The organism is Streptosporangium sp. H13245, assembly GCF_055690525.1.
Genome location: NZ_JBSZKT010000064.1, coordinates 1 through 21,131, shown reverse-complemented (window position 1 = coordinate 21,131; position 21,131 = coordinate 1). Strand labels below are relative to the sequence as shown.

Below are 21,131 nucleotides of genomic sequence, written 5' to 3'. Positions count from 1 at the left end.
GCGACACGGCCCGGTCGCGTACCAGATGCCGCTCGCCCGCCAGATCCGCCAAGGCGGAAACGCGTGACCGAGGTGCAGCAGGAGAGCGTGGACCTGGTCGTCGGTCAACAGGAGCGGCGGGTGCACGGCGGGCTCTAGGAACGACTCAGGGCTGAAAGCCATGCTCTGGACGGTACGAACGCCTAAGGCGACACCTCAATGAGATTTCTTCAAATTTCTTCTTGATCGGAAGTGGCTCGCTCGATCAGATCTCGTGCGCCTTCACCATGAACAGCAAGCGCCCCGAGTCGATCGAACGCTTTCTCATATGTCGTGACCTCATGTCGCTGCCGCAGACTGAGCTCAGCTGTGTAGGTGGCCACCGTTACCAGCCGATTGTCGTAGATCGTGAAGGCGTTGTTGCGAGGAACCGTGTAGGCCGCCGAAATCGGCACGATCCCCACGCTGATACGGGGTGAACGCATCGCTTCTCTCAACCGGGCTAGCTGCTCACGCATCACCCCCTCGCCCCCTACACGTGTGTAGAGCGCGGCTTGGCCGATCAGCAGAAGAAACCGCCGATTCCCGCGAGTGAGAACCTGCTGGGCGTCCATGCGGGCCTGGACACCAGCCTCGACATCGTCGGGGATGCCATGGAAGTCGATCACCGTGGTGAGGATTCCACGGGCGTAGGAAGGCGTTTGGAGCAGGCCAGGGATGACCGTGGATTCCCAGATCCGGAACAGGCTGGTTCTCTCATAGGCGCCGATATTGCCCTGTTGGCGCTGCTTCGTACCGGTCTTCAACGAGCGGCGCCAGTCCAGATACTGCGCGTCGATCGAGCGGAGAGCCGTGACCAGGTCGGGAATCTCGCTGGGAAACTGGCAGGCGATGCACCAGTCCCGGACATCGGCCTCCGTGGGAGTCTGCTGCCCATGTTCGATTTTGCTGACCTTCGATGCGCCCCATCCGCACTGCGCGGCCAGTTGGCGGCCGGTGAGTCCCGCGTCGCGTCGAAGGTCGCGCAGGCGGATGCCGAGGGCTTGGACGGCTTGCTTGCCGAGCAGGGGCTGGTTCACAGGAGGTCGGCGGTGAACTCTTCGAGGGGTTGAGCATGCCGCCAAGCCAGGTCGCGCCATTTGAGCTGGCGGGAAAGAATCTCTGAGTCAGTGACAAGCTCGGCACCGGCGAAGGTGTCATCACGGTTGAAGTGCAGGTGGATGAGCTGGACCTCATCGAGGAACCAGGCATCGTAAGGAGCTAGGCCAAGCCGATCTGCGACGTCGCGTCGTAGGTACCGGATGTCCTCACCAGCTTCGACACTCAACCGGGCGATTTCGATACCGTACCGGGTGTAGTCCGAGAGCGGGACGGACACGATCCGAACCCGTTGCCAGGTCTTCCCGTTCGTCCGGTCCTGGCTGATTTTCTCCATCCAGGACCGATGCCATGCGTAATCGTCCGGCTCACCGGCTAGGAATTTACGGAATGGCTCCTGGCCTACCGTGCTGTTGTAGCGCTCACGAAGCTCGAAGCGGAACGCCGTCTTGGTGAAGCTGGCCAGTAGCCTGCCCAGCTCAGCTTCAGGCAGAAGCACCAATCACTCCCTGCTGAAGAAGCGTACGAGGTCCCTCGGGATCTCCACGACGGTCTCGTCGGCGGCGAGGTTGACCACGTCTCCCAGCGCCGCAGGGTCCTTGACGATCTTCCCTTGGACGACGAAGGTGTCGCGATCGGTTGCGTAGATCGCCGGACAGGTGCCCTGTTCGCTGTTTGTACCAAGAAACCGTAGACGCATGATCGTTCTCCTGCAGGTTGCCGGGGATTTCTCAATTTCGTCTCTGCGATGGTCTGCTCACTTCCGCAGCGTGTCAAGGTGCTGCTGCATGCAGGAATCCCAGCGGCCTCCTCGGGGGTGGCCCCTCGCGGAGGGGTGGGAGTGCCACGCGTGAGGGGCTTACAGATCAGAAGGGGTGCCACGGTCCGTGGCACCCCTGCGTTGCAGGGTGAGGCACCCGGGCTGTTGCATTCCGTGACAGCAAGATCAAAAAGCTTTCGGGCCCCCGCGCGCGCAGCCGCTCCGGCGGCCCAAAGCGTCCGGGGAAGCAGGGCACACGCAGGGCACATCGCAGCAGAGTCGCCCGCGATTCAATGAGACCCGGCGAGACAAGAAAGCCCAGCTCAGAGGGGGTCCAGGGTAGGTCCCCGCAGGTCGGGCCCTACTTGTAGCGGAAGTAGACGAAGAGGCGGCCGTGGTTCTTGGCGTCCTTGTCGATGCGGTGGTAGAGGGCCTTGATCTCCTTCTGCTCCAGGAAGCGCAGGACCTTCTTCTTCAGCTGGCCCGAGCCCTTGCCGGGGATGATCTCGACCTCGGTGGCCTTCTTCCTGATGGCCTCGTCGATGATGCCCCGCAGCGCCTTGTCGATCTCTCCGCCCTTGTTGTAGAGGGGGTGTAGATCAAGCTTGAGCTTCAACCGAGCCTCCCGCGTGTCAGGTGTGGCCAGTTTACGCGCGGCGGAACGCCCCGCCCTCGTGGCGGCCGTGTCCTCCCCGTCCGCACGCCTTCCCGGCGCTCACGGATTCCACGGGTATGGGAGGCGCCCGAACGCGGATATGGGAGGCACTTAAACGCGGATACGGGAGTACTCGAACCGCGGAAGTACGGAAACTCCGCCGAGTCTGCGATCAAATTTGACCAATTCCCACGGTGATTGTGTCAATTTAATGATCTAGGCAAACAAATGGTCTCTAGTTAGGCTCCCTGTGATGATCGGCCGCCTTTACGGGTGGCCGATCGCGTGTCACCCGACGGGGAGGGTCGCGCCCTCCCAGGCATGCCTTGCCCCAGGCGTGCGGGTGGCCAGCCCTCCCTGCCATGTGAGTGGTTCATGCGTGCCTACAGGGAGGTCTCGTTGACCAGAAAGCCCTACTCACCGAGGATCAGACGCGTGGCGGTGCTCGCCGCCGGCGTCGGGCTCGTCGCGGCGATGGCGCCGCCGGCGAGCGCGGATCCCACCCCCACCCCCACGCCGTCCGCCAAGTGGACGGCGACTCCCCTGACCGGGGGTGAGCCGGTCCAGGGCGCGAAGTCCCCCACCGGCAAACTCGCCCGGAGTGACGAGGGGCTGCTGAAGTCGACCTCGGGCGCCACGGTCAACGTGATGGTCAAGCTCGACTACGACTCTTTCGCCGCCTATCAGGGTGGCCTCGAAGGACTTCCCGCGACGAGTCCGGCGAAGACCGGAAAGGCTCTTGACGTCAAGAGCGGCGACGCGCGGAAATACCAGCAACACATCGAGGACGTGGAGAACACCTTCCTCGCCGAGCTCGCCAGGAACGTGCCAACGGCCAAGGCGGGCCAGAAGCTGCGGACCGTCTACGGCGGCATCGCGCTGCGCGTCCCCGCCAACAAGGCGGCCTCGCTGCTGAAGCTGCCCGGCGTGGCCGCCGTCCAGGAGGACAAGCCCGAGCAGCTGCTGACCGACTCCAGTCCCGCGTTCATCGGCGCGCCCGCGATCTACAGCAAGCTGGGCGGCAGCTCCTCGTCGGGCAAGGGCGTCATCGTCGGCATCCTGGACTCCGGCGCCTGGCCCGAGCACCCCCAGTTCGCCGACCCCGGCACGCTGCCCGCCGCACCGCCCACCAAGGACGGCACACCGCGTAACTGCGACTTCGGCGACAACCCGCTCACCCCGGCGGCCGACCCGTTCGCCTGCAACCGGAAGCTCATCGGTGGCGCTCCGTTCCTGGAGACCTACAACGCGGTCGTCGGCGGGGAGACCTTCCCGGACAGCGCCCGCGACTCCAACGGCCACGGCACCCACACCGCGACGACCTCGGCGGGCGGCCCGGTGGCCGACACGAACCCGCTCGGCATCAGCCGGGGACCGATCCACGGCATCGCCCCGGCGGCGCACGTGTCGGTCTACAAGGTCTGCGGCCAGGCCGGTTGCTACCCCTCCGACTCCGCCCAGGCGGTCGGCCGGGCCATCCTCGACGGCGTCCGCGTGATCAACTTCTCGATCTCCGGCGGCACCTCCCCCTACAGCGACCCGGTGGAGCTGGCCTTCCTCGACGCGTACTCGGCGGGCGTGCTCGTCTCGGCCTCGGCGGGCAACGCCGGTCCCGGCGCGGCGACCGTCAACCACGTCAGCCCGTGGGTGACCACGGTGGCGGCCTCCACGCAGACCAGGACCTTCCAGTCGACGCTCACGCTGTCCGGTTCCGGCGGCGCGACGGCCACGGTGAAGGGCGCCTCCATCACCCCGGGCCTCGCCTCCCCGCTGCCGGTGGTGCGGGCCTCGGCCCCGCCGTACTCCAACCCGCTCTGTACGGCGCCCGCTCCCCCCGGCCTGTTCACCGGGAAGATCGTCGTCTGTGAGCGCGGTCCCGACCGGGTCCTGAAGGGCTTCAACGTCAGGCAGGGCGGCGCGGCCGGGATGATCCTGTACAACTCCGCCCCGCTCGACGTGATGACGGACAACCACTGGCTCCCCTCCGTCCACATCAACAAGCCCGAGGGAGACACCCTTCTGGCGTTCCTGTCGGCCAACCCCGGCGCGACGGCCTCGTTCACCCAGGGCACCAAGGCGACCTGGCAGGGCGACGCGATCACCACGTTCTCCTCGCGCGGCCCCGGCGGCGACTTCCTCAAGCCGGACGTCACCGCCCCCGGCCTGCACATCCTGGCCGGGAACACGCCGGTGCTGGAGAGTCCGGCCGGTGGCCCTCCGGGCAACCTGTACCAGGTCATCTCGGGTACCTCGATGTCGTCGCCGCACGTCGCCGGCTCCGCGGCCCTGGTGTTCGCGCTGCACCCGACCTGGACCCCTGGCCAGGTGAAGTCCGCGCTGGAGACGACGGCCAAGACCTCGGTCACCAAGCAGGACCGCGTCACCCCGGCCGACCCGTTCGACACCGGCGGCGGGCGCATCGACCTGACCAAGGCCGGTGACCCCGGCCTGACCCTGGACGAGACGGGCGGGAACTTCGCGGCCTCGGCCGACGACCCGCTGAACCGCATCGACCTGAACCTGCCGTCGGTGAACGCCCCGATCATGCCGGGTCTCATCACCGCCAAGCGGACGTTCACCAACGTCACAGACAAGACGCTCACCTTCACCGCCACGGGTACGACCGTGAGCGGCGCGAACATCACGGTGCTTCCGCCGCTGTTCAGCGTGAAGGCGGGCAAGAGCGTCAAGCTCAGCGTGGTGATCACCGCACCGGACCTGCCCGAGGGCCAGTACTTCGGCCAGGTGAACCTCAAGCAGGTCGGCGGCTCGCGCAACCTGCACCTGCCGGTCGCGTTCGTCCGCAAGGAGGGCGCCGTCCCGGTGGACCAGACCTGCGCACCGGCCACCATCCCGCGCAACACCGGCGAGTCCACCTGTACGGTCACCGTGCAGAACGACACCCTTGAGGACGCCGAGGTCACGGCGGCCAGCACGCTGGACGGCAGGCTGCGCCTGAACTCGGTGACCGGCGCCACCAAGGTCGGTTCCCAGATCGCGACGGCGAAGGCCACCCTCGCGGCCCGGCAGCCGGACAGGCCGGGCGTCGCCCCGGGCACCGGCCCGGCACCGTACCTGCCGCTCGACGCCTTCGGCATCGCGCCGACGCCGATCGGCGACGAGCAGGCGATCAACTTCACCGTCCCCGCGTTCCAGTACGCGGGCAGGACCTACACCAGGCTCGGCATCGTCTCCAACGGCTACACGGTCGCCGGGGGAACCTCCGGCTCGGCCGACGTGTCGTTCGAGCCGCAGACCCTGCCCAACCCCGCGGCCCCGAACAACGTGCTCGCCCCCTACTGGACCGACCTGGACGGCACCGGCACGCCGGGCATCTACGCCGGCACGCTGACCGACGGCGTCAGCGACTGGCTCGTCATCGAGTGGCGGGTCAACCTGTACGGCACGAGCGACACCAAGGTGTTCCAGCAGTGGATCGGCCTGAACGGGACCGAGGACATCACCTACACCTACGACTCGGCCAACCTGCCCGGTAGCCCTCCGGCGGGCTACGGCCTGACCGTGGGCGCCGAGAACGCCGACGGCACCGCGGGCGGCCAGATCACCGGCCCGCCGACCGAGGACCTCCGGGTGTCCAGCACGCCCGGCGCCCCGGGAGGCAGCCTGAGCTACACGATGAAGATCAAGGGCGTCAGCCCCGGGATCGGGACGGTGACGACGGGCACGTCGACGCCGCAGGTCAAGGGACTGACGATCGAGGTGGACAAGATAACCGTTCAGTAGTGGGAACGCGATGGGCCCGGCGCGACGCGCCGGGCCCATCCGGGCTTCGAGGGACGTTCGCAAGGGCCGGGACTCGGGCGCCCGGCTCTTCGACGGACGTTCCCAAAGGCCGGGGAATCGGGCGCCCTACTCTTCGATGAACGTTCCCAAAAGCCGGGACTCAAGCGCCCGGCTCAAGGCCGGACTCAAGCTCTCGAACTCAAGCGCTCGAACTCAAGAACCCGGGCTCGGGCTCCCGGACTCGAAGGTCCTGAAGGTCCGGGCTCGGCCCGGACCCGGGAACCCGGGTCCCAAGGGGCTCGGACTCAGGGATCGAGCCCCTTCGGACCCCGGCGGGCCCGGCCTTGAGAACCCGGCTCACCGGTGGAGATAGTCGACCAGGTGGGCCTTCTCGGTCTCCAGCGCCTCGATGGCGCTCTTGACCACGTCACCGATGCTCACGATCCCCGCCAGCCGACCGGCGCTCACGACCGGCACGTGCCGGATGCGGTGCGTGGTCATGGTCTGGCGGAGGTCGTCGACGTCGGCGTCCGGCGGGCAGGTGCGGACCTCGGTCGTCATGATGGACGACACCGGGTCGTCCAGCACGCCGGCGCCGCGGTCGTGCAGCCGCCGCACGACGTCGCGCTCGGAGACGATGCCCGCGATGGACGAGCCGTCCTCGGACACCACCACGGCGCCGATGTTCTTCTCGGCCAGAATGGCCAGAAGCTCGGTGACCGTCGCGTCCGGGCGGACGGTCGCCACCTCCGCTCCCTTGCCTTGCAGAATCGTACCGATCAGCATTGACACCACCTCGGTTCAGCCTGGCGCGGGTATCCCCTACCTTTGCCCCTTTGTGCCGCACGCTAAGCACCAAAGTGGGCAAAGTGTGGATGGTCAGGTGACGGGCAGCAACCGCACCGCGTCGAGGGCCAGGGTGAGCTCCACGATGTCGAGCGGGCGGGCGAGCGAGCGGCCGGTGAGCTGCTCGATCCGGCGGATGCGGTTGAAGACCGTGTTGCGGTGGCAGTACAGCTGCCCGGCGGCGCGCATGGCCGAGCCCTCGCACCGCAGCCACGCCTCCAGGGTGCCGAGGAGCACCTCCCTGTCGGCCGGGTCGAGGGCGAGGATGGGCCGCAGCACAGCGCCGCTGAGGTGCCCCGCGAGCTCGGGCTGGCTGACGACCAGCGCGGCGGGCAGCCTGTCCTCCAGCCTGGCGATCTCCGGGCCCTCGCCCACGCAGGTCCGCAGGGCCAGTTCGGCGAGCCGCCTGGCGCGGCCCAGCTCCGCCAGTCCCTCGACGACCGGGCTGATCCCGGCGCATCCGGTGACGTGCGGGCGGAGCTCTCCGGCCAGGTCGTCCATGCCCGCGTCGTGCAGCAGCACGACCGACACCTCGTAGTCGGGGCGCATCCGCCACAGCAGCCGCATCACCCCCAGGGTGGTCGGCCGCGGGGCGTCGTCCCCGTGGTCGTGGCGGCCGGGCAGCCGGGTGATGACGACGGCGTACCGGCCCAGTTCCGGCAGGTCGAGCGCGGCGGCGGCGCTGCGGACGAGGGCGGCGTCGGTCCGGTCCTCCAGGAGCGCGTCGAGCAGGGCCTGGACCCTCTCGGCTGTGCGGCCGAACATCTCGGCCTCCCGTCTTCTGTAGGCCTCGGCGGCGGCGATCGCCTGCCGGTCGATGGCGTGCCACACCTTCGTGGCGCTGCGGATCAGGACCGGCAGGCTGTCCGACTCCTCGTCGGTGACCACGTCGATGAGACCGTCCCACATCACCTGCGCGGAGAGCCGGTAGCTGCGCAGCAGGGAGTCCATGGGCAATCCCTGTTCCGCCCTGCGCCGGGCGGTCTTCTCCGCCTGCGGCAGGTCACACCGTTCGGAGCGGGGCAGCAGGATCGCGCCGATGCCGTCCCGCATCGCCTCGTAGACGCTCTGCCAGTGGTCGTCGGTGGGAACCATCCGCCGGTACGCCTCGTCGGTGTCGCGGATCTTGGCGACGAGCTCGTCGGTGAGCTCGGGAAGCCTTTGCAACAGCCGACGAGCGGCCAGGCGCATGATCCTGCGTACTTCTTCGTCCGTAACCGGCCGGGTCCCCATCTGGGGATCGTGACAGCAAGACACCTGGCCGAACAAGGTTCTGTTCTGTTTCGTGATCCGGGGCTGTGCCCGCGCACAACCGGCACCCGTCCCGCATGGGCGCCCGCCCCGACTTCACCCGGCCCTCTGGACGCCGGTGAAGCGCCTCGGTTGGGTGCGTTCATCGGCTGTCAGGAGGCACACATGGACGTGCACGCCCCTCGCCCGCCCGGAGATTCCGGGCTGGTCGTCAGGGATCTGGCGGTGAGTTACGGCCCGGTCCTGGCCCTGCGGGGTGTCTCGCTGGACGTCCCGCGCGGTTCGGTCGTCGCGGTGCTCGGCGGCAACGGCGCGGGGAAGTCGACCCTGCTGCGCGCGGTGTCGGGCACCCTCAGGTTCCACCGGGGCGGGATCACCGCGGGCGAGGTCGGGTTCGCCGGTACGCGGCTGTCCGGCACCGCCACCTCGTCCGTCGTGGCGAGGGGCGTCGTCCAGGTGCCCGAGGGGCGCAGGGTCTTCGCGCGCATGACGGTCGAGGAGAACCTGCGGGCCGGGGCCCTCGGCGCGCCCGACCGGCGGTCGGCGGCCGAGGCGAGGGAGAGGGTGCTCGCGCTCTTCCCCGTACTCGCCGAACGCGCCGGGCAGCGCGCGGGCCTGCTGTCCGGGGGCGAGCAGCAGATGCTCGCCATCGGCCGCGCGCTGATGGCCAGGCCCAGGATGCTGCTGCTGGACGAGCCCACCCTCGGCCTCGCGCCGATGATGGCCGCCAGGATCGCCGACACCGTCCGCGAGATCAACACCGGGGGCACCACGGTGCTCCTGGTGGAGCAGAACGCCGCCATGGCCCTCTCGCTGGCCTCGTACGCCTACGTGCTGGAGGTCGGCGAGGTGGTGCTGTCGGGACCGGCCGCCGAGCTCGCCGCGAGCGACGAGGTGCGCCGCCGCTACCTGGGCATCGAGGACGCGTCCCCGGCCGAGGCCGCCCCGGGGACGCGGAGGGCCGCCCGCCCGGCACTGGCGAGGTGGTCCGCGTGAGTGACACATACCAACCGGACGGTACGGACACTTCCATTCCCCGGCTCGACGTGCGTGAGGTGACCGTGCGCTTCGCCGGGCTCACCGCGCTGGACGCGGTCGGCTTCAGCGTCGAGCCCGGCAGCGTCCACGCGGTGATCGGGCCCAACGGGGCGGGCAAGTCGACCTGCTTCAACGTCCTGTCGGGCGTCTACCGGGCCACCTCGGGCAGCGTGCGGTTCGGCGACGCGGAGCTGACCTCCCTGGCCCCGCACCGCATCGCCGCCCTGGGCGTGGCGCGCACCTTCCAGAACATCGCCCTGTCACCGCGCCTGTCGGTACGGGACAACCTGATGCTCGGCCGCCACCGGCTGACCCGCGCGGGGTTCGTCTCGGCCGGGCTGCGGCTGCCGTCGGCCCGGCGCGAGGCGGCCGCGCACGGCGCGCGGGTGACCGAGATCGCCGCGTTCGTCGGGCTCTCCGAACGGCTGGCGACACCCGTCGGGCTGCTGCCGTACGGCGTGCAGAAGCGCGTGGAGCTGGCGCGGGCCCTGTGCATGGAGCCCCGGCTGCTGCTGCTGGACGAGCCGGTCGCCGGGATGACCGGCGGCGAGCGCCGCGACATGGCCGAGCTGATCGTCGCGGTACGGGAGAGCCTCGGCATCTCGATCCTGCTGGTCGAGCACGACATGGGGATCGTCATGCGGCTCGCCGACGCGGTGACGGTCCTGGACTTCGGCAGGCGCATCGCGGACGGGCCTCCCGGCGAGGTGCAGAACGACCCCGAGGTGATCCGCGCCTACCTGGGCGCCGCGGCGGAGAGCGCATCGGCCGAGGAGATCGAGGACATCAAGGACACCGTGACCGCGAGCACGAAAGCCGAGAACACCGAAGGCGAGAGCACGGCGCCCGGAAGCACCCCGAACAGGGACGAGAAGGACCGGGAGGTCGCTTCGTGATCACTTTTCTCGAACTCCTGGTGAACGGGATCTCCGTCGGAGCCGTGTACGCGCTGATCGCCCTGGGCTTCGTCATCATCTTCAAGGCGACCGAGGTGGTGAACTTCGCGCACGCCTCGCTGCTGCTGGTCGGCGGCTTCGTCGTGGCCAGACTGCACCCGTCCGTGGGCTTCTGGACCGCCCTGCTGCTGGGCGTCGCCGGGGCGGCCGTGGTGGGCGCCCTGATCGAGTTCCTGATCATCCGCAGGGCGAACGTCGCCTCGCACAGCGTCCTCGCGATCGTGACGATCGGCGTCGACATCGTGCTGACGACCGAGCTGACGAGACAGATCGGCACCGACGTGCTCGCCCTGGGCGACCCGTGGCGCGACCGGGTGCTGCACCTGGGAGCCGTCAGCGTCGCGCAGACCCGGGTGGTCGCGCTCGCCGTCGCGGCGGCCCTGATCGCCGCGTTCCTGCTGGCGTTCAAGTACACGAGCTGGGGCATCGCGATGCGCGCCACCGCGGAGGACGCGGAGACCGCCGCGCTGATGGGCGTACGGCGCGGGCGGGTCTCGATGGGGGCCTGGGCGGTCGCCGGGGCGCTCGCCGCCGTCGCCGCGCTCTTCCTGTGCGTCTTCCCCACCCCGGGACTGGACCGCAGCACCACGTTCGCGGCGATGAAGGCGTTCCCCGCGGCGATCCTCGGCGGCCTCGACTCCACCACGGGGGCGCTGGCCGGAGGGCTGATCATCGGCATCACCGAGGCCATGATGAGCGGCTACCAGAACGACCTGGCCTTCCTCGGCCGGGGCATCGGCGACGTCGCGCCGTTCCTCGTGATGATCGTGGTCCTGCTCATCCGCCCCGCGGGGCTGTTCGGGACGAGGGAGCTGGCACGTGTCTAAGAAGGTCATCCTCTCCTGTGCCGTACTGGTCGCGGTGGCGGTCGCCGTACCGTTCTACCTGGAGGGTTTCTGGCTGCAGGCCGGGCTCTTCGCGATGTCGGCGGCGATCGGGGCGATCGGCATCAACCTGCTGACCGGCGCCACCGGCCAGCTGTCCATGGGCCACGCGTTCTTCCTCGCCGTCGGCGCGTACGCCTACGTCTACTTCGCCTCGGAGCCGGAGGGCGGCACGCACGCCCTCGGCGGCCTGGGCCTGCCCACGCCCGTGGCGGCGCTGCTCGCGGTGCTCACGGCGGGCGTCGCGGGCGGGGTGTTCAGTCCCATCGCGGGACGCCTGAAGGGCGCCTACCTCGGCATCGCCACCCTCGCGCTGATCTTCGTCGGCCAGCACGTGCTGTTCAACGCCGAACCCGTGACGGGCGGCTACAACGGGCGGACGGTGCCGCCGATGGAGCTGTTCGGGCTCGTGTTCGCCGACACCCCCGAGCTGGTGGTGGCGCGGGTGCCGTTCGGGGCGCTGGAGCGGCTCTGGTTCCTCGGGCTGGTCCTGCTGACCGGCGCGGCGCTGTTCGCCCGCGGGGTGCTGCGCGGCCGTCCCGGGCGGGCCATGAACACCATCCGCGACCACGAGATCGCGGCCGGGGTGCTGGGCGTGCCGGTGGCCCGCTACCGCGCCGGGGTGTTCGTGCTGTCGTCGATGTACGGGGGGCTGGCCGGTGTCCTGATCGCGCTGGTCTTCCAGCGCACCGTGCCCGACTACTTCGGCCTGCTGCTCTCCCTCGACTACCTCGCGATGATCATCATCGGCGGGCTCGGCTCCGTCGCGGGCGCGGTGATCGGCGCGATCTTCATCTCGATGCTCCCCCAGCTGCTCAGCCGCTACAGCGACGCCCTGCCGCTGGTGGCCGAACCGGGCTCGGGCGGGGTGTCGCCCGCCGAGGCGGCCCGCATCCTGTACGGCGCCGCCGTCGTCGTCATCGTCCTCTTCCTGCCCGGCGGGCTGCTCGGCCTCGCCGGACGCCTGCGCCAGGCCGCGGGGCGGCGACCCGCCCCCGCTCCCCCGGCCCCCACGACAGCAAAGAGCTCCCCCTCCCCCAACCCAAGGAATTGATGACATGGGAATCCCAAGAACCCCGGTCCGACGCGTCGCGGCGCTCGCCGCCCTCGCCCTGGCCGTCACCGCGTGCGCCAGCGAGAAGGCCACCGGGGGCGCTTCCGGGCCCTCCGCCGTCGGGGGGGACGGCGTGAGGACGGGCCCCGGCGTCTCCGCCGACAAGATCACGCTCGGTCTCATGACCGACCTCACCGGCCCGTACGCCTCCTTCGGCAAGAGCCTGACCCAGGCGCAGCAGCTGTACTTCGAGCAGACGAACGCGGCCGGGGGCGTGTGCGGGCGGCAGCTGGAGGCCCTGGTGCGCGACCACGGCTACGACGCGCAGAAGGCGGTCGCGGCCTACACCGAGATCGCCCCGAAGGTGGTGGCGATCGCCCACTTCGTCGGCTCGCCCATGGTCAACGCGCTCAAGCAGCGCATCGAGACCGACCAGATGCTCACCATCCCGCAGGCCTGGGCGACCGGGCTGCTCGGCAGCAAGTCCATCCAGGTCACCGGGACGACCTATGACATCGACATGATCAACGGGGTGGACTTCCTGACCAAGGAGAAGGGCATCAAGTCCGGGGACAAGATCGGTCACCTGTACTTCGAGGGCGACTACGGCGAGAGCGCGCTGAACGGCTCCAAGTACGCGTCCGAGAAGCTCGGCCTCACGCTCGTGGAGCAGAAGATCAAGGCCACCGACCAGGACATGAGCGCCCAGGTCGCCGCGTTCAAGGCGGAGGGCGTCAAGGCCGTCCTGGTCTCCGTCGGCCCCAAGCAGACCGCCTCGCTCGTCGGCGTCTCGCTCGCCAAGGGCATGGACGTGCCGTTCGTCGGCAGCAACTCGGCCTACTCCCCGCAGCTGCTGCCCACCCCGGCCGGGCCCGCCCTGCTGAAGGACTTCTACTACATGACCGCGGGCACGCCGATCAGCGCCGACATGCCCGCGATGAAGAAGCTGGCCGCCGACTACGCGGCGAAGTATCCGGACACGGCCATCGACAGCGGCGTCCCCTCGGGCTACTCGGCGGCGGCGATCGTCGTCGACGCGCTCAAGAAGGCGTGCGAGGGCAAGGACCTGACCCGGGGCGCCGTGGTCGCCGCGCACCGCGGCCAGTCGTCCTGGGGCGCGGAGTTCGGCACGGTCATGGACTTCACCACGTTCGACAAGCCCGCCTCGCTGCTGTCGTACGTGGCCAAGCCGGACAAGGCCGCCCTGGGCGGCGCGGTCGTCTTCAAGGAGGCCGCGACGTCCGACCTGGCCAAGGAGTACCAGGTCCCGGTGGGCTGATCAGCGATTCGCGGCGCGGCCCGGGTCCCCTCCGGGGGTGCGGGCCGCACCGCTCCGGGCTAGCGTGGGGCCACCAGAGACCTCCGCGCCCGGGGACACCATGACCCAGAAGCTCAACACCGGCAGCCACGACCTGCCGGTCTCCGACGCCCTCGCCGCGTTCATGAACACCGGCTGGGCCGACACGCACCGCGACGACCTGGCCCCGCTGCCGCAGGCCGCCTACACCGCCAAGCGGCGCGCCGCGCTCGCCGCCCGCTTTCCCGGCGAGCGGCTGGTCGTCCCGTCCGGCACGCTCAAGGCGCGCAGCAACGACAGCGACCACCGGTTCCGGGCGCACAGCGCGTTCGCGTACCTCACCGGCGACCAGGAGCCCGACGACGTGCTGGTCGTCGAGCCCTCCGGGGAGGCCACGCTGTTCCTGCGCCCCCGCTCGCCGAGGTCGGCGCCGGGACAGGCCGGGCAGGAGTTCTACCGCGACCGCCGCCACGGCGAGTTCTGGGTGGGCCGCCGCCCCGACCTGGCCGAGGCGGAGGTCCTCCACCAGATCGCCTGCGCGCCGATCGACAGGCTGGACGACGTGCTCGGCGGGCCCGCGCGGGTGCTGCGCGGGGTGGACGCCTCCGTCGACGCGCGGGTCTCGCCCGGCGGCGGTGACGAGGAGCTGGAGACGTTCCTGTCCGAGATGCGGCTGGTCAAGGACGAGTGGGAGATCGCCGAGCTGCAGTTCTCGGTCGACGCGACCACGCGCGGGTTCGAGGACGTGGCGCGGGCGCTGCCCGCCGCCCTGGGACACCGGCGCGGCGAACGCTACCTGGAGGGGGTCTTCGGCCTCCGCGCCCGCCTGGAGGGCAACGCGGTCGGCTACGACAGCATCGTGGCCTCCGGCGCCAACGCGTGCGTACTGCACTGGATCCGCAACGACGGGCGGCTGAACGGCGACGAGCTGCTGCTCCTCGACGCGGGCGTGGAGACCGACCGTCTCTACACCGCCGACATCACCAGGACCCTCCCGCTGTCCGGCCGCTTCAGCCCGATCCAGCGCCAGGTCTACGAGCTGGTGTACGAGGCCCAGGAGGCGGCGATCGCCACCCTGCGCCCCGGTGCGAGCTTCCGCGACTTCCACCGCGCGGCCATGCGGGTCATCGCGGAGGGCCTGTACGACTGGGGCGTGCTGAAGATCGGCGCGGACGAGGCGATGGAGCCGGAGAGCGGCCTGTACCGCCGCTACACGCTGTGCAGCAGCGGCCACATGCTCGGCATGGACGTGCACGACTGCGCCAGGGCCCGCTCGGAGGTCTACCTGGACGGCGTGCTGGAGGAAGGGCAGGTGCTGACCGTCGAGCCCGGCCTCTACCTGCAGCCCGACGACCTGACGCTGCCGCCGGAGCTGCGCGGCATCGGCGTGCGCATCGAGGACGACCTCGTCGTCACCGCCGACGGCGCCCGCCTCATGTCGTCCGGGCTGCCCCGCCACCCGGACGAGGTGGAGAGATGGATGGGAGAGTCGGGCATCGCGGGCTGAACCGCCAAGGAGGCTCAGGTCTCGCAGGCCGAACCACCAAGGAGGCCCAGGTCTCGCAGGCTTAACCACTAAGGAGGCTCAGGTCTCACGGGCCGAGCAGCCGAGGGCAGGGACTCAGACCTCGCGGGATGAGCGGCCGGGGGTGGGGTCCAGGAAGACCTGCGCCACCGAGGGGAAGCGTTCCTTGAGCACGCGTTCCACCCGGTCGGCGGCCCGTTCCAGCCCCGCTCCCGTGGTGTCGTCCACGAAGTCGACCCGGGCCGCGACGAGCATCTCGCCGGGGCCCAGCATCATGGTCAGGAGTTCGACCACGTTCTCGACCTCGGGCAGGGCGGCGATCTCCTCCCTGATCCGCTCCGCCGTCCCCTCGGGCGCGGACTGGCCGATCAGCAGGGAGACGTTGGCGCGGATGAGGTGGACCGCGACCCACAGGAGCAGCAGGCCGATCACCACGGAGGCGGCCCCGTCCCACACGGACGAGCCGGTCAGCTGGGAGGCCAGCAGACCGGCGGCGGCGATCAGCAGACCGGCCAGGGCTGCCGCGTCCTCGTAGAGCACCGCCTTCAGCGCCGTGTCGGAGGTCCTGGCGACGTAGGAGTGCGGGCTCACCTCGTGCAGGCGGGCCTCCGCCCGCACCTGCGAGAGGGCTCTGCGGAACGAGATCCCCTCGATCACGAACGAGACCGCGAGGACCACGTACGAGATCGTCAGGTCGGTGAGCCTCTCCCCCGTGAGGATCTCGTGCACCCCGTGGGTGATGGAGAATCCGGCTCCGCCGATGAGGGTGGCGAAGGCCGCCATCAGCGCCCAGAAGAACCCCGCCTTGCCGTAGCCGAACGGGTGCCGCGCGTCGGCGGGATGCCCGCTCCTGCGCACCGCGACGAACAGCAGGGCCTCGGTGACGGTGTCCGCGGCGGAGTGGGCGGCCTCGGACAGCATCGCCGACGAGCCGCTGATCAGCCCGGCGACCAGCTTGGCCACGGCGATCGCGAGGTTGGCCAGACCCGCCACGATCACCGTGACGAGGCTTTCCGAGCCGCCCTTGCCGACGTCCGTCCCACTCTCCGCCATTCCCGTCATTTCCGCCATACGGTTACTTTACGTGCGTTTCACCCCTTGCTTCCCAACGGTGGCGCGGCCGGTCCCGCCTGGTCACCGAGGTTGGGACGGGCGGCGGGGAGGCGCGCGGGTTCCGCCACGTCGCCGCATCGCTACCGCGAGCGATCGGTGTCTTCTGAGGTAGATTCTGATCTATGACCCTGAAGCAAGCCCCGCCCGGCGAGCGGAGTGGTCGGCTGGGGGACGGACCCGTCGGAGTCGCGACCGCACGCGCGGCGAACGAAAGTGGTGAGCGACCGGTGAGCGACCAGGAGCCCCGCTGGCTGTCCTCCATCGAGCAACGGGCATGGCGGGCCCACCTCGCCGTGCACAGGCTCCTCGACCATCGCCTCGACCGTGAGCTCCAGCCCTTCGGGCTCTCGGTCAACGACTACGAGATCCTGGTGAACCTGTCGGAGATCCCCGGTCACCGCATGCGGATGAGCGACCTGGCGGAGGCCACGATCCAGTCCCGCAGCCGCCTGTCACACCAGATCTCCCGGATGGAGACCGCCGGTCTGGTCACCAGGGAGACCTGCGCCGACGACCGGCGCGGCACCTTCGCCGTCCTCACCGAGCACGGCTGGGCCACCATCCAGAAGGTCGCGCCACACCACGTGGCCGGTGTGCGCCGGCATTTCATCGACCTGCTCACCGACGACCAGCTGATCGAGCTGGAAGCGGCGTACGCACCGGTGGTGGAGCACCTCAAGAGCATCCGCTGACGCGGCCCCGAGCCCTCAGGGGGCGCCCGCCGACGCGAGAGCCGCGGAGGGTCACTCAAGCGTCCACCCCCGCGGGCCCGAAGCCGCCGGCACCGGCTCGGAGGAGAACCTTCAGGAACCGCCCAAGGGCGTCCGCCGATGCGCGAAACCGGCCGATGGAGACCTCCGGGGCGCCCGCCGACGCGAAACCGATACCGGCCGTTCCTCGTTAGTAGACCGGAGTGTCGTTACGATCCGCCCATGCCTGCTCGCCGGATCCTCATCACCGCGGTGATCGCCGTGTTATCCCTGGTCACCGCCTGCAGCGGCGGTGGCGCCCCCGACAGCACTCCGGCCCTGCCCAGCGGAGCCGAGCTGGTCGGGAAGGCCGCGGAGGCGACGCGCGCCGTGAAGTCCGCGGCCTTCTCGATGGAGACCGAGGGCACCCCGCCCGTACCGGTCAAGAAGGCCACCGGCCGTCTCAACGGGACCGGCGACGCGGACGGCACCCTCCAGATCGACGTGCTGGGCAGCCTCCAGGAGATCAATTTCGTGTTGATCGGGGAGACCGTCCACTTCAAGGGCGTGACCGGCGGCTTCCAGCAGATGTCGCGGAGCCAGCTGGCGGCGATCTACGACCCGTCCGCCATCCTCAACCCGGAGAAGGGCGTCGTGCAACTGCTGGCCAACGCGCTGGACGCGAAGACCCTGGCGGCGGAGAAGCTGGACGGCGTCGACACCTACCGGGTCTCGGCGACGCTCTCCCAGCAGGTGCTCGCCACGATGGTGCCCGGTCTCACCCAGAGCGTCGACGCCGTGCTCTGGATCGACAAGGCCACCAACCGGCTGCTCAAGGCGGACCTGCCACTGACCGGCGGCAAGGTGATCGTGTCCTTCAGCGACTACGACGTGCCGGTCCAGGTCACCGCCCCGGCGGAGTGACGGTGACCCGCACCGCCCCGGGGGACGCCCTCACGGCCCGGCGGCGGACCGCCCTCGGCGTCGGCGGCACCGCGGTGCTGCTGGCGGCCCTGGACGCGTACGTCGTGGTGACCGTCCTCGTCGACATCGCCAGGGACGTCGACGTTCCCCTCAACCACCTGGAACGCGCCACCCCGATCGTCACCGGCTTCCTGCTCGGCTACATCGCGGCGATGCCGCTGCTCGGCCAGCTCTCCGACCGGTACGGCAGGCGTCCGCTCATCCACCTGTGCCTGGCGGGCTTCGCCGTGGGCTCGGTCGTCACCGCGCTGGGCGAGACGGTGCCCTGGCTGGTCGCGGGGCGGACCCTGCAGGGGGTGGCGGGCGGCGCGCTGCTGCCCATCACCATGGCCCTGGTCGGGGACCTGTGGGACGAGGACGAGCGCCCGGTGGCGCTCGGCGCGGTGGGGTCGGCCCAGGAGCTCGGCAGCGTGCTGGGCCCCCTGTACGGCGCCGCCCTCGCCGCCCTGATCCCGGCCTCCCTCCAGATCGGCGGCGTGCAGCTCGGCGGCTGGCGGTCGATCTTCTGGCTGAACATCCCGCTGGTCGCCCTGGCGGCGGTCGCCGTGCAGCGGTCGGTGCCACCGCCCTCCCGCGAGCGGGCCCGCGGGGCGGTCAAGCGCGTCGACGTGGTCGGCGGGCTGCTGCTGGCGCTCGCGCTCGGCCTGCTCGTGGCCGGGCTCTACAACCCCGATCCCGGCAGGTCGGTCCTCCCCCCGTGGGGCGTGCCCATGATCGTCGCCGGAGTCGTGTCCGGCGTCGCGTTCGTCGCGTGGGAGTGGCGCTCCGAGACCCGGCTGATCGACATGACGGGGGTGCGGCGCGGCCCGTTCCTCGCCACCCTCGGGGTGAGCTTCCTGACCGGCGCCGCGCTGCTGGTCACTCTGGTCGACGTGCAGCTGTCGGCGCAGACGCTGCTGGGCCTGGACACCCTGGACGGCGCCCTGATGCTGTCGCGCTTCCTCGTCGCGCTCTCGGTGGCCGCGCTGGTGGGCGGCCTCATGGCCCGCCGCTACGGCGAGCGCGCGGTGACGGTGATCGGGCTCGCGGTGGCCACGGCCGGGTACGCGCGCATCGGCCAGTGGCCCCTGGACCTGGCCTCGGCCGGATACCGCGTGGACGCCGACCTGGTCGTCGCCGGTCTGGGCCTCGGCCTGGTGATCGCCCCGGTCTCCTCCGCGGTGCTGCGGGCCGTACCCGCCGCCCAGCACGGGGTGGCCTCGGCGGCGGTGGTCGTGGCCCGGATGATGGGCATGCTGCTCGGCGTCGCCGGGCTGTCGGCGTGGGGCTTCCACCGCTTCCAGTCGCTCACCGCCGACCTGGACACGCCGCTGCCCTTCGGCGTGGACCCCGTCGTGTACGCCGGGCGGCTCGCCGAGTACGAGAGCGCGGTGAAGGCGGCACTGCACACCGAGTACAGCGAGATCTTCCTGATCACGGCCGTCCTGTGCGGGGTGGGCGTGCTGGTCGCGCTGCTGCTGCCACGCGGGTCCGGACGGGTGGACGGGTCCTGACGGTTTTGGCATCCCACGCGTGATCAGACGTAGGGGCTGGTGGCGATCTCGCTCATCAGCCATGCGGTGAACAGCTTCAGCCGTCGCCCGACCGGACGGTCCTTCGGTCTGATCAGGTAGTACGCGCTGCCTGGATCGATCTCGACGTCGAACGGCCGGACGAGCTGGCCGGTCCTCAGGTCCTCATGAAGCAGGCCCGAGAAGAAGAGGGCGGCACCGTGGCCGTCGAGGGCGAGCTGCCGCAAAGTGTGTGAGTCGTCCACCTGGTCGGCTCTGGGCGGTTCGGGGAGTTCGACGCCGGCGGCACCGAACCAGCTGGTCAGATGGTCGACGTCGAACTCGAACATGAGTTTGTGGTCAAGCAGGTCGCGCGGCGAGGGATCGGGTGGCAGCCGCTTCAGGTAGTCGGGAGCGCACACGATCGTCAGCCTTCCGTGCAGCACCAGGGTGCTTTCCGCGTTGGGCCAGTTGCCCGGACACCAGTTGATCCCCGCGTCCAGGTTGTCGGTGAGAAAGTCGGCGGGCTGGTAGGCGTGGTGGAGCCGCAGGTCGATGTCCGGGTGGTGGGACCAGAACCTGCCAAGCCGTGGCGTCAGCCACCTCGCCGAGAAGTATGGGGCGACGCTGACGGTAAGAGTCTCCTTCTGGTCGGTTCGCTTCAGTTCGCTCACCGCGCGGCTGAGGATCTGAAGCGCCTGTGAGCACTCCGGGAGGAGCTTCTTGCCGCTTTTGGTGAGTTCGATGCGCCGGTGCAGGCGCGTGACGAGCGGAACCCCAAGCTCCTCTTCGAGGTGGCGGACGTGATGGCTGAGGGCCGCCGGTGTCACGTACAGCTCCTCGGCGGCTTTAGCGAAGCTAAGGTGTCGGCCGACCGCTTCGAAAGCTCGAAGCTTGGTCAAAGTGCCTGAGTCTATCTTCATAGCTGGAAGTTACATTAGTTCTTCTCACGTACCGTGCCACCCAGGTAGGCCTCGGCCACTCTGGGGTCCCGGCGGAGCTCGGCGGCGGGGCCCTCAAGGACGCACGCGCCGTTCTCGATCACGTACCCACGATGGGCGATCTTGAGGGCGGCGACGGCGTTCTGCTCGACGAGCAGAACGGAGGTGCCCTCGGCGTTGATCTGGGCGATGAGTTTCATGACCTGGACGACGATGAGCGGGGCCAGGCCCATGGACGGTTCGTCGAGCAGCAGCAGCCGGGGCCCGGTGACCAGCGCCCTGCCGATGGCGAGCATCTGCTGCTCGCCACCGGACAGGGTGCCGCCCTGCTGGTTATGGCGTTCGGCCAGGCGGGGCAGCAACTCGTAGACGCGCTCGATCCGCGCGCGGATCTCGGCCTGGTCGCGGACCAGGTAGCCGCCGAGTTGCAGGTTCTCGTGGACGCTGAGCGTGCTGAAGATCCTGCGGCCTTCGGGGACGTGCACCAGGCCGCGCGCGGTGATCCCGTGAGGTTTGTCGCGGGTGATGTCATGGCTGTCGAAGACGATGTCGCCCGCGCTGGCCCGCACCAGTCCCGAGACGGCTGCCAGGGTGGTGGTCTTGCCCGCGCCGTTGTTGCCCAGCAGGGCGACGATCTCTCCTCGCGCGACCGACAGGGACAGGCCACGCAGGGCGTGTACGCCGCCGTAGTGGACGTCCAGCCCGTCGATGTCAAGCATTGGCGTCGCTCCCCAGATATGCCTCGATGACGGCGGGGTCGCGGCGGACGTCCTCGGGGCGGCCGTCGGCGATCTCCCTGCCGAAGTTGAGCACCACCACGCGTTCGG

General features: G+C 69.9%; 20 protein-coding genes. 10 read left to right on the top strand and 10 right to left on the bottom strand.

What is annotated here, in order from left to right:
* Positions 1–209: 209 nt before the first annotated feature.
* The 4 genes from ACW9TB_RS38915 to ACW9TB_RS38900 form a co-directional block, all read right to left on the bottom strand.
* On the bottom strand, positions 210–1,058 hold the full coding sequence (locus tag ACW9TB_RS38915; RefSeq protein ID WP_472753135.1) for a helix-turn-helix domain-containing protein: 849 nt from the start codon (positions 1,056–1,058) through the stop codon (positions 210–212).
* Positions 1,055–1,576, bottom strand: coding sequence for a DUF6879 family protein (locus tag ACW9TB_RS38910; protein ID WP_472753134.1), 522 nt, complete (start codon positions 1,574–1,576; stop codon positions 1,055–1,057). The genes ACW9TB_RS38915 and ACW9TB_RS38910 overlap by 4 nt, the downstream gene beginning before the upstream one ends.
* A gap of 3 nt (positions 1,577–1,579) precedes the next feature.
* Entirely contained in the window at positions 1,580–1,777 is a 198-nt protein-coding gene (locus tag ACW9TB_RS38905) for a hypothetical protein (protein ID WP_472753133.1), read from the bottom strand.
* Between the two features lie 421 nt (positions 1,778–2,198).
* Positions 2,199–2,453, bottom strand: a complete 255-nt coding sequence (locus ACW9TB_RS38900; protein ID WP_329093428.1) for a Smr/MutS family protein — start codon at positions 2,451–2,453, stop codon at positions 2,199–2,201.
* 438 nt (positions 2,454–2,891) lie between these two features.
* Between ACW9TB_RS38900 and ACW9TB_RS38895 the strand changes: the two genes are divergently transcribed.
* Positions 2,892–6,236, top strand: coding sequence for a S8 family serine peptidase (locus tag ACW9TB_RS38895; RefSeq protein ID WP_472753132.1), 3,345 nt, complete (start codon positions 2,892–2,894; stop codon positions 6,234–6,236).
* Positions 6,237–6,593: 357 nt separating this feature from the next.
* Here ACW9TB_RS38895 and ACW9TB_RS38890 read toward each other — a convergent pair whose 3' ends face one another.
* A complete protein-coding gene (locus tag ACW9TB_RS38890; protein WP_472753131.1) occupies positions 6,594–7,022 on the bottom strand; it encodes a CBS domain-containing protein in 429 nt (142 codons plus the stop codon).
* Positions 7,023–7,115: 93 nt separating this feature from the next.
* Positions 7,116–8,273 (bottom strand): PucR family transcriptional regulator, encoded by a 1,158-nt coding sequence (locus ACW9TB_RS38885; RefSeq protein ID WP_472753130.1) that lies wholly within the window; start codon positions 8,271–8,273, stop codon positions 7,116–7,118.
* Positions 8,274–8,498: 225 nt separating this feature from the next.
* Here ACW9TB_RS38885 and ACW9TB_RS38880 point away from each other — a divergent pair, with 225 nt between their 5' ends.
* From ACW9TB_RS38880 to ACW9TB_RS38855, 6 genes are all read left to right on the top strand, one after another.
* A complete protein-coding gene (locus tag ACW9TB_RS38880; RefSeq protein WP_472753129.1) occupies positions 8,499–9,329 on the top strand; it encodes an ABC transporter ATP-binding protein in 831 nt (276 codons plus the stop codon).
* Complete coding sequence (locus ACW9TB_RS38875) at positions 9,326–10,267, top strand: ABC transporter ATP-binding protein (protein ID WP_472753128.1); 942 nt, start codon at positions 9,326–9,328, stop codon at positions 10,265–10,267. The genes ACW9TB_RS38880 and ACW9TB_RS38875 overlap by 4 nt, the downstream gene beginning before the upstream one ends.
* Positions 10,264–11,154, top strand: coding sequence for a branched-chain amino acid ABC transporter permease (locus ACW9TB_RS38870; protein WP_472753127.1), 891 nt, complete (start codon positions 10,264–10,266; stop codon positions 11,152–11,154). Before ACW9TB_RS38875 ends, ACW9TB_RS38870 begins: the two co-directional genes overlap by 4 nt.
* Positions 11,147–12,265 carry a branched-chain amino acid ABC transporter permease gene (locus ACW9TB_RS38865; RefSeq protein ID WP_472753126.1) on the top strand — a complete coding sequence of 373 codons (1,119 nt, stop codon included), beginning with the start codon at positions 11,147–11,149 and terminating at the stop codon, positions 12,263–12,265. The genes ACW9TB_RS38870 and ACW9TB_RS38865 overlap by 8 nt, the downstream gene beginning before the upstream one ends.
* Positions 12,266–12,269: 4 nt before the next feature.
* Positions 12,270–13,544: an ABC transporter substrate-binding protein gene (locus tag ACW9TB_RS38860; RefSeq protein ID WP_472753125.1), complete on the top strand. Its 1,275-nt coding sequence runs from the start codon at positions 12,270–12,272 to the stop codon at positions 13,542–13,544.
* A gap of 100 nt (positions 13,545–13,644) precedes the next feature.
* Positions 13,645–15,069: an aminopeptidase P family protein gene (locus ACW9TB_RS38855; protein WP_472753124.1), complete on the top strand. Its 1,425-nt coding sequence runs from the start codon at positions 13,645–13,647 to the stop codon at positions 15,067–15,069.
* A gap of 114 nt (positions 15,070–15,183) precedes the next feature.
* Here the strand turns inward: ACW9TB_RS38855 and ACW9TB_RS38850 are convergent, their stop codons facing one another.
* Positions 15,184–16,158 (bottom strand): cation diffusion facilitator family transporter, encoded by a 975-nt coding sequence (locus ACW9TB_RS38850; protein ID WP_472753123.1) that lies wholly within the window; start codon positions 16,156–16,158, stop codon positions 15,184–15,186.
* Positions 16,159–16,427: 269 nt separating this feature from the next.
* Here ACW9TB_RS38850 and ACW9TB_RS38845 point away from each other — a divergent pair, with 269 nt between their 5' ends.
* The 3 genes from ACW9TB_RS38845 (at position 16,428) to ACW9TB_RS38835 (ending at position 19,366) form a co-directional block, all read left to right on the top strand.
* Positions 16,428–16,892, top strand: a complete 465-nt coding sequence (locus tag ACW9TB_RS38845) for a MarR family winged helix-turn-helix transcriptional regulator (protein ID WP_472753122.1) — start codon at positions 16,428–16,430, stop codon at positions 16,890–16,892.
* A gap of 240 nt (positions 16,893–17,132) precedes the next feature.
* Positions 17,133–17,813, top strand: a complete 681-nt coding sequence (locus ACW9TB_RS38840) for an LppX_LprAFG lipoprotein (protein WP_472753121.1) — start codon at positions 17,133–17,135, stop codon at positions 17,811–17,813.
* 2 nt (positions 17,814–17,815) lie between these two features.
* Positions 17,816–19,366 (top strand): MFS transporter, encoded by a 1,551-nt coding sequence (locus tag ACW9TB_RS38835; protein ID WP_472753120.1) that lies wholly within the window; start codon positions 17,816–17,818, stop codon positions 19,364–19,366.
* Positions 19,367–19,389: 23 nt separating this feature from the next.
* On the opposite strand, the gene ACW9TB_RS38830 is transcribed toward ACW9TB_RS38835, so the two are convergent.
* The 3 genes from ACW9TB_RS38830 to ACW9TB_RS38820 are packed head-to-tail and all read right to left on the bottom strand — an operon-like array spanning position 19,390 to position 21,117.
* Positions 19,390–20,265: a LysR substrate-binding domain-containing protein gene (locus ACW9TB_RS38830; protein ID WP_472753119.1), complete on the bottom strand. Its 876-nt coding sequence runs from the start codon at positions 20,263–20,265 to the stop codon at positions 19,390–19,392.
* Positions 20,266–20,300: 35 nt separating this feature from the next.
* Entirely contained in the window at positions 20,301–21,023 is a 723-nt protein-coding gene (locus tag ACW9TB_RS38825; protein ID WP_472753118.1) for an ABC transporter ATP-binding protein, read from the bottom strand.
* On the bottom strand, positions 21,016–21,117 hold the full coding sequence (locus tag ACW9TB_RS38820) for an ABC transporter ATP-binding protein C-terminal domain-containing protein (protein ID WP_472753136.1): 102 nt from the start codon (positions 21,115–21,117) through the stop codon (positions 21,016–21,018). The genes ACW9TB_RS38825 and ACW9TB_RS38820 overlap by 8 nt, the downstream gene beginning before the upstream one ends.
* Between the last annotated feature and the right edge of the window lie 14 nt (positions 21,118–21,131).